13 protein-coding genes are annotated in these 16,794 nt (G+C 36.3%); 11 read left to right on the forward strand and 2 right to left on the reverse strand.

Annotated elements, in window-relative coordinates:
• Positions 1-160 precede the first annotated feature (160 nt).
• The 4 genes from BKP35_RS09585 (at position 161) to moaA (ending at position 5,959) form a co-directional block, all read left to right on the forward strand.
• The gene (locus tag BKP35_RS09585) at positions 161-1,942 is read left to right on the forward strand and encodes a M3 family oligoendopeptidase (RefSeq protein WP_071313123.1); all 1,782 of its coding nucleotides are present in this window, start codon (positions 161-163) and stop codon (positions 1,940-1,942) included.
• A gap of 241 nt (positions 1,943-2,183) precedes the next feature.
• Complete coding sequence (locus BKP35_RS09590; RefSeq protein WP_071313124.1) at positions 2,184-2,432, forward strand: DUF2564 family protein; 249 nt, start codon at positions 2,184-2,186, stop codon at positions 2,430-2,432.
• Between the two features lie 355 nt (positions 2,433-2,787).
• Positions 2,788-4,734 carry an ATP-dependent DNA helicase gene (locus BKP35_RS09595; RefSeq protein WP_071313125.1) on the forward strand — a complete coding sequence of 649 codons (1,947 nt, stop codon included), beginning with the start codon at positions 2,788-2,790 and terminating at the stop codon, positions 4,732-4,734.
• Positions 4,735-4,936: 202 nt separating this feature from the next.
• Positions 4,937-5,959, forward strand: coding sequence for a GTP 3',8-cyclase MoaA (gene moaA / locus BKP35_RS09600; protein WP_071313126.1), 1,023 nt, complete (start codon positions 4,937-4,939; stop codon positions 5,957-5,959).
• Positions 5,960-6,083: 124 nt separating this feature from the next.
• Here moaA and BKP35_RS09605 read toward each other — a convergent pair whose 3' ends face one another.
• Positions 6,084-6,389 carry a HesB/YadR/YfhF family protein gene (locus BKP35_RS09605; protein ID WP_071313127.1) on the reverse strand — a complete coding sequence of 102 codons (306 nt, stop codon included), beginning with the start codon at positions 6,387-6,389 and terminating at the stop codon, positions 6,084-6,086.
• A gap of 379 nt (positions 6,390-6,768) precedes the next feature.
• On the opposite strand from BKP35_RS09605, the gene BKP35_RS09610 reads away from it, so the two are divergent.
• The 3 genes from BKP35_RS09610 (at position 6,769) to BKP35_RS09620 (ending at position 10,533) form a co-directional block, all read left to right on the forward strand.
• Positions 6,769-8,286 carry a carboxypeptidase M32 gene (locus tag BKP35_RS09610; protein ID WP_071313128.1) on the forward strand — a complete coding sequence of 506 codons (1,518 nt, stop codon included), beginning with the start codon at positions 6,769-6,771 and terminating at the stop codon, positions 8,284-8,286.
• Between the two features lie 396 nt (positions 8,287-8,682).
• On the forward strand, positions 8,683-9,201 hold the full coding sequence (locus BKP35_RS09615; RefSeq protein WP_071313129.1) for a ribonuclease H-like YkuK family protein: 519 nt from the start codon (positions 8,683-8,685) through the stop codon (positions 9,199-9,201).
• A gap of 126 nt (positions 9,202-9,327) precedes the next feature.
• On the forward strand, positions 9,328-10,533 hold the full coding sequence (locus BKP35_RS09620; RefSeq protein ID WP_071313130.1) for a CapA family protein: 1,206 nt from the start codon (positions 9,328-9,330) through the stop codon (positions 10,531-10,533).
• Positions 10,534-10,555: 22 nt separating this feature from the next.
• Here BKP35_RS09620 and BKP35_RS09625 read toward each other — a convergent pair whose 3' ends face one another.
• On the reverse strand, positions 10,556-11,512 hold the full coding sequence (locus BKP35_RS09625; RefSeq protein ID WP_071313131.1) for a glycerophosphodiester phosphodiesterase family protein: 957 nt from the start codon (positions 11,510-11,512) through the stop codon (positions 10,556-10,558).
• 546 nt (positions 11,513-12,058) lie between these two features.
• Here BKP35_RS09625 and BKP35_RS09630 point away from each other — a divergent pair.
• The 4 genes from BKP35_RS09630 to BKP35_RS09645 all read left to right on the forward strand — a co-directional run bounded on the left by BKP35_RS09630 (position 12,059) and on the right by BKP35_RS09645 (position 16,506).
• Positions 12,059-13,240: an acetyl-CoA C-acetyltransferase gene (locus BKP35_RS09630; RefSeq protein WP_071313132.1), complete on the forward strand. Its 1,182-nt coding sequence runs from the start codon at positions 12,059-12,061 to the stop codon at positions 13,238-13,240.
• A 185-nt stretch (positions 13,241-13,425) separates the two neighbouring features.
• Positions 13,426-15,162: a glycosyl hydrolase family 18 protein gene (locus BKP35_RS09635; protein ID WP_071313133.1), complete on the forward strand. Its 1,737-nt coding sequence runs from the start codon at positions 13,426-13,428 to the stop codon at positions 15,160-15,162.
• Between the two features lie 310 nt (positions 15,163-15,472).
• Positions 15,473-15,892: a universal stress protein gene (locus BKP35_RS09640; protein WP_071313134.1), complete on the forward strand. Its 420-nt coding sequence runs from the start codon at positions 15,473-15,475 to the stop codon at positions 15,890-15,892.
• 206 nt (positions 15,893-16,098) lie between these two features.
• Positions 16,099-16,506, forward strand: coding sequence for a CoA-binding protein (locus BKP35_RS09645; protein ID WP_071313297.1), 408 nt, complete (start codon positions 16,099-16,101; stop codon positions 16,504-16,506).
• Positions 16,507-16,794 lie beyond the last annotated feature (288 nt).

A 16,794-nucleotide genomic window follows, 5' to 3' on the forward strand; every position in this document is an offset into this window, starting at 1 on the left:
CTTAAACGCTACGTAGCAAAACTAATAAATTTTTAATTCTGAATTTTACATTCTGAATTAGAAAAGTTTCGGTACTCTAAACTTTATTAATGACTGACTATTTGTTAAAATGAAAATGTTGCAAGCAATATAAATTAAGAGAAAAATAGGGGTGTACATAATGACAAAACCACTTACTCAAGTATGGGATTTAGATTCTATTTTCCCAGGAGGAAGCGAAAGTAAGGAATTTCAACAGTTTTTACAAACGTTAAAAACGGATCTTGAACAATTACGTAGTAAAATCGAAGAAACAAAAGAAGTTTCCGTAGAAACGGTGACGAACTGGATTTTAGAAGTACAAGAATTATCGAAAAGTTCAAGACAAGCAGGTGCTTTTTTAAGCTGTTTAAGCGCGCAAAATGTACAAGATGCAAAAGCAAGACAGTTACTAGGCACAGTTAGTCAATTAGGAACGATTTTAGAAGCTAGCTTAACAAAAATAGATGATCATTTATTAAATATGTCTGAGAGTGAGTGGGAAGAGCTACTAGCAAAAGACGTATTCGCTGAAGTTACATATCCGATCACAGAAAGAAGAGAAAGAGCAAAGGAAAAGCTATCTCCAAAAGAAGAAACTTTAATCCAAAAGTTATCTGTGGATGGTTACTCAGCATGGGGGCAACTATATAACACGATCGTTGGACGTATAAAAATTTCCGTTGAAGAAGATGGAAAAACTGAAGAACTTTCCGTAGGTCAAGCAAGTAATAAAATGAATAGCGGAAATCGCGAGTTACGCGGACAAGTATTTGAAAAGTGGGAAAAGGCATGGGAAGGCGAAGCAGATTTATGTGCGGATGCCCTTAACCATTTAGCTGGGTTTAGGCTTCAAGTATACGGTGAAAGAGACTGGGAAAATGTTTTAAAAGAACCACTTGAAATCAATCGTATGTCACAAGAGACGTTAGATGTGATGTGGAAAGTAATCACTGACAATAAGCCGAAGTTTACGGAATTTTTACAAAGAAAAGCTGAAATTTTAGGCGTTGAAAAGTTAAGCTGGCATGATGTATTTGCACCGTTATCAAGTGATGTACCTGAAGTTAGTTATGATGATGCCGCAGATATTATTACGAATCAATTCGAAAAGTTAACTCCTGAAATGGCTCAATTTACGAAAGAAGCCTTCGATAAAAGTTGGATTGAAGCTGAAAGTCGCCCAGGGAAAAGACCTGGAGGATTTTGTACGAGCTTTCCATTAAGTAAGGAATCGCGTATTTTTATGACATATGCAGGTACAGCTTCTAACGTATCAACGTTAGCTCATGAATTAGGTCATGCCTTCCATCAACATGTGATGAATGACTTACCATACTTAGGACAACGTTATGCGATGAATGTAGCTGAAACGGCATCTACGTTTGCAGAAATGGTTGTTGCTGATGCAACTGTAAAAAATGCAAAAACGAAAGAAGAGCACTTAACTCTTTTAGAAGATAAAATTAGCCGCAGTATCGCGTTCTTTATGAACATTCATGCACGCTTTTTATTTGAAACGAGATTTTATGAAGAGCGAAAGCAAGGGCTTGTTAGTACCGATCGCTTAAATGAACTTATGGTTCAAGCGCAAAAAGATGCGTTCTGTGATTCACTTGGTGAATATCATCCGCACTTCTGGGCTTCAAAATTACACTTTTACATTACAGGTGTACCGTTTTATAACTTCCCTTACACGTTCGGTTATTTATTTAGTATGGGGATTTATGCTCTTGCTCTTGAAGATGGCGAAGGTTTTGAAGCGAAATACATTAACTTACTTCGTGATACAGGGAGAATGCGTGTCGAAGATTTAGCAATGAAACATTTGAATGTTGATTTAACGAAACCAGAGTTTTGGCAAGGCGCCCTAGACTTAGCTGCTGGTGACGTAGATGAATTTTTACGCTTAACGGCAAAATAAATTTTTAATAAAGTGCGATTATAATACCATTTAAAACTTATCTTAGTTAATGAATTTCATAATTCATTATTTCCGCCACTACGATCAATATATAGTTGCGTCAAAACCATTCGCAAACTATATATTGTTTGATGTGGCTCGTTTTTGGTAATTATGAAATTCACTCAGTTGTTGGACGCCTGAATAAATCTTTTGAAATTTGTATAACCTAACAAAGAAAAATGTAAAGGTGGGTTGTACGATGTCAGAACCGTTTAACGATATTAGACAAGTCGAAATGGCAATAAAAGCCGCGCAAAGAATGGTTGGTCAAGCGACAATGAGTATGGATGAGGATCAACTAAAAGCAGCTACAGATGCACTAAATCAAGCAAAGAAACAATACCAAGATGCCGTTAGTCATGCTACAGGTGTTGACGATCAATTTTTTGAGTTTTCATCTGAGTTAATTGAACGCATCGACCATCAATTACAAGAAGCAAAAGAATAAAAAAATGAGGGTGGCCCAAAACAAGTGTCAGACACGAATCACACCTACATATAGACATGCTTTAAAGCCTTTTTGTCTATATAAAGTAGAGTAGTTTACGCGTGATGTCAGGCACTTTTGGGTCACCTTCTTTTGCGTTTTTCTTATTTTATAAATTTCATCATTCAATATTATCGCCATTAAGTATCGATATGGACCGATTTAGGTAATTATGATATTCACCCTATTGACAAATTAAAAAAAATATACATAATTGAAATGTTATCTTTAAAATTACGTATAAAACATTAAAACAAATGAAGCACTACCGAAAGAATTAGAAATTGTACATTTTAAATTAACTCAGGGGGACATTATGCAATCGTTTGAAAAACTTCCTTTTACATATGATCGAAACAAGCCTTTTATTGAGCAACTCGGCGATTGGGTTGGTGATGTATTTTATGATATTTTACCAGAGGCTGGCTTTGAAATTCGTGATGAACAAATTTTTATGGCTTATCAATTAGAACGCTCATTTCTAGAAAAGAAACCGATTTTCGCCGAAGCAGGAGTAGGAACAGGAAAGACGATTGCTTATTTACTTTACGCAATTTGTTATGCAAGGTATGTAGGGAAGCCCGCCATTATCGCCTGTGCTGATGAAGCATTAATCGAGCAACTAGTGAAACCTGAAGGTGATATCGCCAAGCTCTCGGAAGTTTTGCAATTAAATATTGATGTGCGTCTAGCGAAGGCACAAGACCAGTATTTATGTGTACAAAAGCTTGAGCGGTTAAAAGACGATGATGAAAAAGTAATGGTTTATGAAAGTGTCTCTGATACGCTACCTTCATTTGTGTATAATAATGTAGCGATGCAAGAGTTTCATTTTTACGGTGATCGTAAAACGTATTCAGAACTTAGTAATGAAGAATGGAGCAACGTAAATTGGGACGCTTTTCAAGATTGTTCGGTTTGTGAAAAGCGCCATCGTTGTGGAATGACGTTAACGAGAGAACATTACCGAAAAGCGACTGATTTAATTGTCTGTTCTCAAGATTTTTATATGGAGCATATTTGGACGTATGAATCTAGAAAAAGAAAAGGACAATTACCGTTTTTACCAGAAGCAAGTAGTGTCATTTTTGACGAAGGTCATTTATTAGAAATTGCCGCACAAAAAGCATTAGCTTATCATATTCGCCATGACCTATTAGAAGAAATTTTAGTGAGATTGCTTGAAAATGATGTTCGTGAAGAAGTTGCTTTTTTAGTTGAAGATATTATTTCTCGAAGTTTATATTTATTTCAGCTCATCGACAGCAGTACAACGAACATTAAAGGGTCTAGCCGGTATGAGCTAACTATCACTTCAGAAATGATCGATGAAATTAAGCAATTTAAAACTCTTTTAGGGGAACTCGAAGATGCTTTAGTTTTTGAGAGCGAGTTATATACGATCGAAGAATACCAACTGAAAATTGTTGAAGAACATCTGGACATGCTCCAATATGCACTACGTCTTTTTGAAGCCAAAACGAATGTTATTACTTGGGTAACGAAAGATGACGGAGTGACAACTTTGGTGATTATGCCGAATTTAGTCGAGAATGTACTTCAAGAAAAAGTGTTTTCTAAAAACACTCCTTTTATCTTTTCATCAGCGACACTATCTACCAATGGTGACTTTAGTTACTTAGCAGCAAGTTTAGGTATTAGAGATTATTTATCGTTTACAGTAGCTTCGCCATTTAATTATAAAGAACATATGAAGGTAGAAGTTCCTGAATTCAACAAAGCAGTTGATAAACAAGCCGCTGTTTTAAATGTTATCAAACAAACAGAAGGTCGAAGCTTATTGTTGTTTAATGATTACGAAGAATTACAAACGTTTAAAGAAGTTGCTTTGAGTGAGCTTGAATTTAAAGATTATAAATTTTTATTTGAGGGCGATCAAGAGCTTAGTAGTATTGTGAAGGCATTTCAAAATGAAGAGAAAACATGTCTTTGTGCGGTTCATTTATGGGAAGGATTAGATATTCCAGGGCCGTCACTTTCAAGTGTGATCATTTGGTCGTTACCATTTCCACCGAAAGACCCGGTTTTTAACGGGAAAAGGAAAAATACTGTTGATCCATATGAGGAAGTTGATTTACCGTATATGCTACTACGTTTAAGGCAAGGAATAGGTAGGCTTATACGCACGAGCTCAGATAAAGGAATTGTAGCCATTGTTGATGAAAGGTTATCGGGCGATGCTAAACTTTATGAACAAGTTTCAGCTGTGTTACCTAAAGAAGTGTCGATTGTAAGAACTTAATATAATTTACGCTATTCCTATAGTTACAAATGTTTGAACGTATGGTACAATACTATTAGAATTGTTATTAAATAAAATTAGTCGCTACTATTTCTAATTGAAAAGTAGTGGCTTTTCTTTACAACAGAAATATAAATTTTAATTATAAAGAATGAAAGCCCTTCAAAATATCGATTTTACGAAGGTATAGGGGGAACGTAAAATGGAAATAACGAGCTTACAAGATAAATTAGGACGCCCACTTCGTGATTTGCGAATATCCGTAACTGACCGTTGTAATTTTCGTTGCAGCTATTGTATGCCTGCGGAAATTTTTGATAAAAACTTTCAATTTCTTCCTAAGGACGATGTACTTACTTTTGAAGAGATTACTAGAGTTTCAAACTTATTCGTGCGTGCTGCTGGTATCGAGAAATTACGTATAACAGGTGGGGAGCCTTTAGTCCGTAAAGATATTACCGATTTAATTCGAATGCTATCCACGGTTAAAGGGATTAAAGATATTGCGATGACAACCAATGGCTCTCTTTTAGCGAAACATGCGAAAGCACTGAAAGAAGCTGGGTTACATCGTGTAACGATTAGTTTAGATTGTTTAGATGATGAAAGATTTCGAAAAATAAATGGACGCGGCGTAGGGGTGGACCAAGTTTTCGAAGGAATTAGCGCAGCTGAAGAAGCAGGTTTAGGCGTGAAAATAAACATGGTTGTTCAGCGTGGTGTAAATGATCATGACATTATACCGATGGCACGCCATTTCAAAGATACTGGCATCATTTTACGCTTTATTGAATTTATGGATGTAGGAAACTCAAATGGATGGAATTTAGACGATGTCATCTCTAAAAAAGAAATTTTTGAACGCATTAATAAAGAAATGCCGATAGAACCGATTAAGCCAAACTATGAAGGTGAAGTTGCGACAAGGTTCCGTTTTAAAGATAGTGATAACGAAATTGGAATTATATCATCTGTGACAGATGCTTTTTGCTCTACATGTTCAAGAGCACGATTATCAGCTGATGGAAAGCTAGTTACTTGCTTATTTGCAGCAGGAGGCCACGATTTAAGAGATTTGCTACGTTCCGGAGCGAGTGACGAAAAGGTCATCGAGCGTATGGCTGAAATTTGGGGTAACCGCCATGACCGCTATTCTGAAGAACGCCTGCAAAACACAGATAAAAAACAAATTCGTAAAATTGAAATGTCACAAATCGGTGGATAATAAAAAACTAAGGCGCACATATGTGCGGCCTTAGTTTTTTGTTTAGGGTGAGCTGTCAGTCTGATACGGACATCATTAAAGCGTGGATTGTCTTTTGTAAATGCTTGTGGCGAATCTTTAACTGTTAGCTATTTGGATTATCTAAATCATTAATATTAGGATTTTCAAAGGTGACATAATTTAAATCTTCATCAAAATCAATAACCATCCCATTAAGATACCAAAAATCCTCTTCTGCTACAAAAAACTGTATCTCATCTACCGTTGTAACATATGCATTTTTCGAAGGTTGTTCTTTAGCTACTCCAACAGAAAATCCACCCGATCCACACCCACCTACGCGGACATATAATCTTAAAGAATCTCCAGCTTTTAAATCCATTTCGTTTTTATATAAATCAACCGCTTTTTTGCTAATTTGTAATTCCATTAATTAAAAACTCCTTTTAACATAATAGTCTATTTATATCATATCCCACTTGTTTTAAAAAGTAATTGAGACCGGTCGGATTGTTTTGTTGGTTTTAGTTAGTGGTTTGTTGGATAGTTTATGAGATGTACCATTATTTAGTTTTATATAAAAAAATGGTCGGTTGATTTTCTTGAGCAAGCCTCTAAAATTCGATAGAAGTTTAAAGCGAAGTGAGAGAAAATCAACCGACATTTTACTTTCTACACGGTGACGGTTCATTATCATTGTGATTTTGTTATGAAATAGGCATTTATTGCAAAAAATATTTCTCGTAAAGAAGGAGGGCTGTTCATCAATAGAGAATTAGTTAGGCGAGAGAAGAAAGGGAGTGTTATTTATGACTAGAAATATACGAGAAGTAGAAGAGTCATTTATTAATTTTGTGAAAAAAATGGAAAGCTATAACGAAGCGATTTCACTAATGTTTTGGGACTTGCGAACTGGAGCACCAAAAAAAGGAGTGGAACAGCGCTCAGAAACCATTGGTATGTTATCTTCGGAAGTTTTTAACATGAGTGTTTCTAATGAAATGGGGCAATATTTAGATGCCTTGTCAGCTCCAGAAGCTAAAAGCGAACTATCAGAGATTACGAAGAAACTCGTTGAAGAAAGTAAAAAAGAATATGATAAAAACAAAAAAATTCCTGCAGACGAGTATAAGGAATTTGTGATTTTAACTTCAAAAGCAGAAAATGCATGGGAAGAAGCGAAAGAAAAGGCGGATTTTCATAGCTTCGCACCGTATTTAGAAAAAATTGTTGCTTATTTACGTAAATATGTTGAGCGTATCGGTTACGAAGGACATCCGTATAACGCATTGTTAGACGATTATGAGCCAGGTGTAACCGTTGACGTGCTTGACCGTGTGTTTGGTGAGTTAAGGGAAAAATTAGTGCCACTCGTAAAATCAGTTACCGAAGCACCAGCACAACCGAAAACAGACTTTTTATTTGAGCACTTTTCAAAAGATAAACAAAAAGACTTTTCATTAGAAATATTGAAGCAGTTGCAATACGATTTTGAGGCGGGGCGACTTGATCAGACGGTTCATCCTTTTGCGGTGGCGATCAATCGTAACGATGTTCGCGTGACGACCAAATACGATGAAAAAGATTTCCGTACGGCTGTTTTCGGTACGATCCATGAGTGTGGGCACGCATTATATGAACAAAATATATCCGAAGAATTAATCGGCACGCCACTATGCGATGGAACGTCGATGGGAATACACGAGTCGCAATCTTTATTTTGTGAAAACTTTGTTGGCCGTAACTATTCTTTTTGGAAAAAGAACTATAGTCTCTTAAAAGAGTATTCGAACGGACAATTTGATGATGTAACTTTAGGAGATTTTTACAAAGCAATTAATGTTGCGGGACCGTCGTTAATTCGTATTGAAGCAGATGAAATGACGTACTCACTTCATATCATTTTGCGCTACGAAATTGAAAAAGCGCTGATTAAAGGCGAAATTGAAGTAAAAGATTTACCGCAAATTTGGAACGATAAAATGGAAGAATACTTAGGAATTCGCCCAAGTCACGATGGCGAAGGTGTACTTCAAGATGTTCACTGGTCAGGTGGCGCCTTAGGTTACTTCCCTTCTTACGCTTTAGGTTACATTTATGCATCACAAATTAAAAATAAAATGAACGAAGATATTCCAAATTATGATGAATTAATGGAAGAAGGCAACTTTACTCCAATTAAAGAATGGCTGATTGAACATGTTCATCAACACGGGAAAATGAAAAAGCCATTAGAAATCATCGAAGATATTACCGGTGAAGGCTTAAACCCTAAATACTTAATCGAGTATTTAGAGAAAAAGTATAAGTCTGTCTACGAACTTTAATATAATATGAGTTAGTATTTTATGGGGCTGTCCGAAAACAAAGGGTCAGACACCGTTAGTCACCTAAATTTAGACGGATGAAAAATCTAGACATCCATATTTAGTAGTAACGCGTGGAGTCAGACACTTTTGGGACAGCTCCCTTTTATTTCTTTTCCTAGCAGGAACGATCTCCCATCCCCTCGAAGCATAAACTAACAACTCAACACTCAACACTCAAAACTCAAAACTAAAACTCCCCATCTAACCAGTCGTATACAAATCACATTTTTCTAACTTCTAAGTAAACTATAGTAAGAATACAATTTTTATAGGAACTAATAAAGAATAATTGGCTTATCGCCAACTCAACTTATAAATTGTTAGTGTCAAAAAACTCATTAAAAGGAGTCGAATATGAATAACGACCTAAGGTTTTATAATACAACTACAGCTGAAATGACCTTTGACGATGTTTTTGAACAGTTATTACAGTTTATGAAAAGTGACCCGGCTTCACTTTATCGGTTAGCGATTGGTACGGATAGTCAGGTTCATCAAGAGGGAACGAAATTTATTACATCGATCCATCTTCACCGAGTTGGAAAAGGGGCTTGGGGTTGCTTAAAAAAAGAAATGACGAAGAGAAGAATTAAGTCGTTAAAAGAAAAGATTTCTTTAGAAACGATCTATAGTCAAGAAGTAGCCGCACTTTTTACAGAGAAACATATCTCAAAAATGGCAGAAATCTTAATTCCGTATATTGACAATGGTGCTGATTTTAGTTTTGAGGTTCATTTAGATATTGGAAAAAAAGGGAAAACAAGGCATCTGATCGATGAAATGAGTGAGCTCATATTGGCGATCGGGTTACAGCCAAAAATAAAGCCAAATTCTTACGCAGCATCCTCTTATGCTAATAAATACACGAAATAACTTCGAATACACTCCTTCCAAAAAAATAAACCAAAATACTAAAAATATTAAAAAATCCGACTGGATATAGTTTCCTAACGTTGGTAAGATATAAGGTGATTATACGTAAGGGGATGTCTTATTCATATGAAAAAATTTACAATTATAGTATTAAGTTTAATTCTTTTAGTAGGCTTACTAAGCAGTTTTGTTTATTTTCTTCAAGGTGATCAAACCAAACCTTCCGACACTCTGCAGCTGAGCGAACAACTAGTTCAGTTTAATGGGAAGTTAAGAAATGATATTGGTATAGACGTGATTGATGAGGTCGAGCCTCAAGTAAGCCGTGCGACGATTTCTGGTGTTGGTGATCTTCTGATTGCGATTTCAATTATTACCGATGCTAGACAAGCAGATGGAACTTATAATTTCAAGCCGATGTTTGAACATGTGAAACCGTATATCAGTAATGCTGATATCGCTTTTGCCAATCAAGAAACGATTCTCGGTGGTGAGGAGCTTGGCTTATCAGGATATCCGTTGTTTAATAGTCCGTATGAAGTAGGCGATGCCGTTATTGATGCAGGTTTTGATGTAGTAAGTATTGCAAATAATCATACGTTAGATAAAGGGGAACAAGGGGTTTTAAATGCGATTGATTATTACAATTCTACGGAGCTTATTTATACAGGTGCCTACAAGTCTGAAGAGGACCGGGCAGCGATACGAACGATCGAACAGAATGGGATTACTTTTTCGTTTTTGGCTTATTCGTATGGAACGAACGGTATGCCGATTCCTAGTGGGAAGGATTACTTAATTAATTTAATTGATGTAGATGTTATTAATAAGGATATTGTTGCAGCGAAGGAAGTTTCGGATATGGTTGTTCTTTCCCTCCACTTTGGGAACGAATACGAGTTAATGCCAAATGAAACGCAAAAAATGCTCGTTCAGGAATTTTCGAAGGCGGGTGCAGATATTATTTTTGGCCATCATCCACACGTCTTGCAGCCGATGGAATGGATTGAAAGAGAAGACGGAAGTCGAACCTTCGTTGCCTATTCTCTCGGAAATTTTTTATCTGGACAAGTTGGCATCGAACGGGAGATTGGTGGTATTGTTCAATTAGAAGTAGAAAAGACGGCGTTTCGTGATGAAGTGTCTTTCCAACTAAAAGATCCGCGCTTTTTGCCGACGTTTACCTATAAACAAAACTGGCGCCAATATAAGATTTATCCATTGCATGAAATAGATGACGAACGGATTTTAAAAAATGCGGACGAGCATTTACAAAACACGAAACAGCATGTATCACAATGGATGCCAGAATTAAAGTTTAGTTTTGAGTAATAAGGAGTGTAGTGTTTTCTTTTTACCGCATTCCAAGCTCCTTCATCACTTCCATTAACAATTCAGGATCATCGGTAATGATCCCATCAGCTCCCAATTTCAAAAGTTCTTCCATCGTTTCGCGATCGTTAATCGTCCAATAGTGAACGTGCATATTAAGTTTTTGCGCATTGCGAACTAACTTTTGATCGGCTAAGTTGAACAAATTCACTTTTGTTGGCATTTGAAGTGCGTCTACTTTTGGATTATATAACTTTGATAAAAAAAACTTATTTAGTAATACAAACTTCGTCACTTCGTTTTTCCCGCCACTAATCGCAACTTGTCCATTTGCTAATTCGTTAAATTTATTAATGATTTTTTGCTCAAAAGAAGCAAGTAAAACTTTATCTTTCATTTCGTACTGTTGAATAAGTTGCCAAAGTTTTGCTTCGATTTCAGACGGACCAGCTTTTGGGTATTGTGCTTTAATTTCAATATTCATATCCATATGCGAAAATTGCTCAAAAATTTCCTCAACGGTAGGGATCGTAATTCCTTCGTTTCGAAAAGGATAATTTCCTTCACGATCAGTGAAGTAGTATCCAGCGTCTAACTGTTGTAATTCGTCGAGTGTAAAAGAATCTACTTCCCCCGTTCCGTTCGTCGTACGATCAACAGTAAAATCGTGAATAGCGACGAGATGACCGTCCTTTGTCATGTGAATATCAAACTCTAACACATCAACACCGATCTGTTCAGAATGCTCGAAAGCAGGCAATGTGTTTTCAGGGAAAGCGCTTCCGCCACGGTGCGCAATAACGATGGGTGTGTCTAGTTCCTTAAAAAATGGTTTTACATTTCGCGAATGGTCCTTTGTGAAAGGAATGGCGAAAATAGAGATTATTAACGTGAATAAGAACGTGATGATCAGAAACTTAATTGGTTGTTTACGTTTTTTTCGTTTATAAATTGGCGTATGGCTATATATGGAATTCATAACGGCTCCTTAACGTATTTTTATGTATACATTAATTCTACAGTAAAAACAGGTTAAATGGAAATGGTAACCATGAAAAAGATGGTTGGTTTGTTAGTTGGTTGCTGACTAGTTGGAATGCAGAAAGTTGGAAAGGCAAAACAAATTGCACGACTTTATCAAAATTAGTTAGTGGCGGTGTGTCGTCATGAGAGTTTGTATGAAAAAAGGCGGGAGCTTTTGCGAACGAACGTCTGAGATTCGGTAGAAGGTCAAGGTGAAGTGAGGGAATGCACCCGCCTTTTACACGATAAAAGGTGACAATACATCTTCAAGGGCTTTTTGTATGAAAATTTAGAAAAATACATTAATAGGATAGGCTATTTTAAATAATTATGTTAAAATTTAGAAAGGTTAATGAATTTCATAATTCAATATTATCGCCATTACATATGTATATGTGTTGCGTTAATTCGCTCGCAATTACCTATAGTTCGATATGGCTAAATCTAGATAATTATGAAATTCACTCAGGTTATCCTATTAATTTTTTAAGGGGGAGTAGCAATGAGAGAAGTGGTTATTGTAGGTGCAGCAAGAACTGCGATCGGTAATTTCGGTGGTGCTTTATCATCATTATCAGCCGTAGATTTAGGGGTAGTTACTGCCAAAGAAGCTTTAAAGCGTGCAGGTGTCAGTCCTGACCAAGTAGATGACGTTCTTTTAGGTAACATCTTATCTACTGGGCTAGGGCAAAACCCAGCGAGACAAGTTGCTGTAAATGCAGGCATACCTGAAACTACACCGGCAACGACGATTAATAAAGTTTGTGGGTCTGGGCTAAGAACAGTAAGTATGGGAGCTCAATTTATTATGCTAGGTGATGCAGATTGTGTATTAGCTGGTGGCATGGAAAGTATGAGTAATGCTCCTTATATGATGAAAAATGCTCGTTGGGGAATGCGTATGGGGGATAGTAAAGTCGTCGATACGATGATTCATGACGGATTAACGGATGCTTTCAACCAATACCATATGGGAATTACTGCTGAAAATGTAGCTGAAAAGTGGGAAGTTTCACGTGATGCGCAAGATGAATTTGCTCTTAACAGTCAGTTAAAAGCAGAAGCAGCACAAAAAGCTGGTAAGTTTGTTGATGAGATTCTCCCTGTAACGATCCCACAACGTAAAGGTGATCCATTAATCGTCGATAAAGACGAATACCCTAAGAGTGGAATGACGATTGAAAAATTGGCTAAGCTTCGTCCTGCGTTTAAAAAGGATGGGACAGTAACAGCTGGGAATGCTTCCGGGATTAATGACGGAGCTGCGATGCTCGTATTAATGGCGAAAGAAAAAGCTGACGAGTTAGGCTTAAAGCCTCTGGCAACGATTAAGTCTTACGGAAATGCCGGCCTTGATCCAAAAATTATGGGATACGGACCAGTTCCAGCATCAGAACAAGCGTTAAAAAGAGCTAATTTATCGATTGAAGACATTGATCTCGTTGAAGCGAATGAAGCTTTTGCAGCTCAAGCAGTTGCCGTTGGTAAAGGGTTAGAACTAGACGACAAAAAAGTTAATGTAAATGGTGGTGCCATTGCTCTAGGTCATCCAATTGGTGCCTCTGGCGCAAGAATTTTAGTAACGCTATTATACGAAATGGAACGACAAAATGCTCGTACAGGTCTAGCGACGCTTTGTATCGGTGGCGGACAAGGTACTTCATTAATCGTTGAGCGTTCATAAGTAAACGGTTACATAAGAGATAGGTAGTTTAATAAAACTACTTATCTCTTTTTGTGTGGAAGTTGGTTAGAGTCCTCGCCCGACTTTCTATGTTAGCTTTTGGGATATGTTACAAACTATAATGTGTAGTTACCCCTTTAAAAAGGTATCTTTATCCCTTATGATGTAACAAGGAGGGGAGAAAGATGTCGAAAAGGTCGAGAAAAGAGACGCACAAAAAGTCGAAAATCCCGTTATTACTTATCGTGTTGAGCATAACAACGATATTTTTAATAGCACTTTTTAGTATGTACTACTATTTTGAATCGCAACAAAAACAAGTTTCATATTTTCAAAAAGAGAATCCGATTATTTTTCAAGGTGAAATATATGAAAAGGAAGCATTATATGAAAATAACCAGTTGTATATTCCTTTACAATTGATCTCCGATTATTTAGATGACGGCGTAACTTTTGATGAAGATACTGAGTCCGTCATTATTATTTCAAATGAAAATATTTTACGTTTTCCTATTGAAAAATTAGAGAAATTTGTCAATGAGCAATCTTTTAACATTGAAGTAGAGACGTTAATCACGTCAAATGAAGAATTGTATGTTGAAATGGACCAACTAGAAAACATTTATCCTATTCACTACAATTTTTATCCGGAAGTTGGTAGTGTCGTTATTTCATCCGATGGAGAAGAGCAAACTACCGGCATCGTTAAAGAAAATACGAAACATAGAGAACTCCGTTTGAAAACAAAACCGAGTTACTTTTCAGACTACTATGCAAAAGTCGATCAAGGTGAAAAAGTATATATAATGAGCGAAGAAGTAGGTCATTATTTCGTGCGAAATGAGATTGGGATTTCCGGGTTTATAAAAAAAGATGTTATAGAAAATGTCGAAACGAGTATCGTCACAATTGAACGTGATGACCAATTTCGTCAATTACAGTACCCTGAATCACCGATTAACTTAACGTGGGAAGCGGTTTACCAGGCGAATCCAGATACGAACGAATTACCTGAAATGCCAGGAATAAATGTCGTCTCACCGACATGGTTTAAGTTAAAAAATGAAGAAGGAGATATTCATAGTCTCGCATCCATGACTTATGTCGATTGGGCAAAAGATCGTGGTTATCAAATCTGGGGTTTATTTTCTAATGATTTTGATCCTGACAAAACCCATGTGGCCTTACAAAACTTTGAAACGAGACAAAAAATGATTAGGCAGCTATTACAATATAGTGAAATGTATGATCTAGATGGTATTAACGTAGATTTTGAAAATGTGTACTTAAAAGATCGAGACTTAGTGACGCAGTTCGTTAGAGAATTAACGGCTTTAGCCCATCAAGCAGGATTGATCATTTCGATGGATATTACGTTTATTTCCTCAAGTGAGATGTGGTCGATGTTTTATGACCGCAAAGCTTTAGCTGAAATTGTCGATTATATGGTCGTTATGGCCTATGATGAACATTGGGGAACATCACCGATCGCTGGAAGTGTTGCCTCATTTCCTTGGGTGGAGCGAAATTTAGAAATACTTCTCGAAGAAATACCGAACGAGAGATTAATTTTAGGGATTCCAACCTACACAAGGATTTGGGAAGAAAGAGAAACTGAAGGTGGAAATATCGAGGTTTCATCACGAGCCTTAAGCATGCGTGCGGTGGAGGAGTGGATTGAAGAACGTGAGTTAACACCCGTGTTTGATGAGACGAGCGGTCAAGATTATGTAGAGTTTTATGATGAAAATGAGCAATCTACGTATAAAATTTGGATTGAAAATGCCGATTCAATTGCAAGACGTGGACAAATGGTTCATGACTATAACTTGGCAGGAGTTGCTTCTTGGAATCGTTTTTTTTCAAACGATGAAAGCTGGGAAGCTCTAGATGCAGTATTAAATAATGAATCTGTTGAATAAAATTCGTTTTATTATTAAAGTGAATCTTATAATTACCTAAAGTTAGTCCACGTCCACATCAAACAATATGTAGTTGCGAGCGAATTAGCGCAACAACTAATAGATAATTTGTAGAAATCCCCTAATGATTTAATGAATTTCTTAATTTACTATTTTCGCCATTTAGTTTGATATGGCTCAATTAATGTAATTAAGAAATTCACTCGATTGAGGAATTTTAATTATTTCTGCATATGTATGTAATAAATAGGTTTTATCCTTGTGCAGTTTTTATGAAAACGAGTTTCTATTCATCATTGGGGGCAACGTTATGTTTAAAAATTTATTACTAGCGACCGACGGCTCAAGAGCTTCTATGGTTGCAACTGAAAAAGCGATTAGTTTAGCAAAATTATGTCAAGAAACTCATCTTACATTGCTTCATATTGTTGATGCACTTCCTGAGAGCTTTAAAAAGCTATCTTTTTTTCAGAAAGAAAGTGTAGCTTATGACCAATTGGTTCGTACGAAAGATCTACTAAACAAAGGGAATGTTGACTATACAGTTGAAGTCATTACAGGTGATGTGATACAGGAGATCATTTCCTACGCTAATAGTGGTGATTACGATGTTTTAGTCATCGGAAGTCGAGGGTTAACATCGCTTCAACAATATGTGTTAGGAAGCGTTAGCTATAAAGTCGTAAAAAAAGTCAAAATACCGATTTTCATTGTGAAAGAGTCCTGTTAATGAATTTCATAATCCATTATTTTTGTCACTAAGATCAATATATAGTTGCGTCAAAACCATTCGCAAACTATATATTGTTTGATGTGACCCTTTTTTGGATATTATGAAATTCACTCAAGTTAGAAAAACTTGGCTTTTTTACTGAATTTTCGTTATAATACTCCTATGGGTAATATATTTTAAGCGAAGGTGTGAGTGATTTGACAATGATTAATCCGGAAAGAAGTGAAATTAAAGAAATTTTATCAAATTCGAAACGGATCGCTGTTGTTGGTCTATCTAATAATCCTGACCGGACATCGTATATGGTTTCCGAAGCAATGCAAAATGCTGGTTATGAAATTATTCCTGTAAACCCTGTGATCGAGGAAGCTCTTGGAGTAAAAGCAGTATCTTCTTTAAAAGATATTGAAGGAGAAGTAGATATCGTCAACGTGTTTCGTAAAAGTGAATTCCTCCCAGATATTGCAAAAGAAGCAGTTGAGATTGGCGCAAATGTATTTTGGGCACAACTCGGTGTCGCAAATGATGAAGCGTATGATTATTTAAAAAAGAATGATATGAAAGTAATTATGGACCGCTGCATTAAAGTTGAACATGCGTTAACGAAATAAATTTGAAATTAGAAAAGAGGTTGTTCGAAAATCAAAACGTCAGCCACTTGAATACTATATGTAGAGTTATTTCTAGTTTAGCTTTCAACATATAGTTCCTTTTTCAAGTGATTCGACAATTTTCGAACAGTCTCTTTTTAGTTTTAATTAAAAACAAGCTTGAAAAATAAGGATTTAAGCATTATTGTAAATAAGGACAGTATTACAGTAATGAGGGTGAGGAAATATTTTCATTGATAGAAACGCTCGTTCGTATTATATTTAATTTAATGAAACTGCAATTATTAC

The organism is Anaerobacillus arseniciselenatis (genome assembly GCF_001865995.1).
Lineage (GTDB): Bacteria > Bacillota > Bacilli > Bacillales > Anaerobacillaceae > Anaerobacillus > Anaerobacillus arseniciselenatis.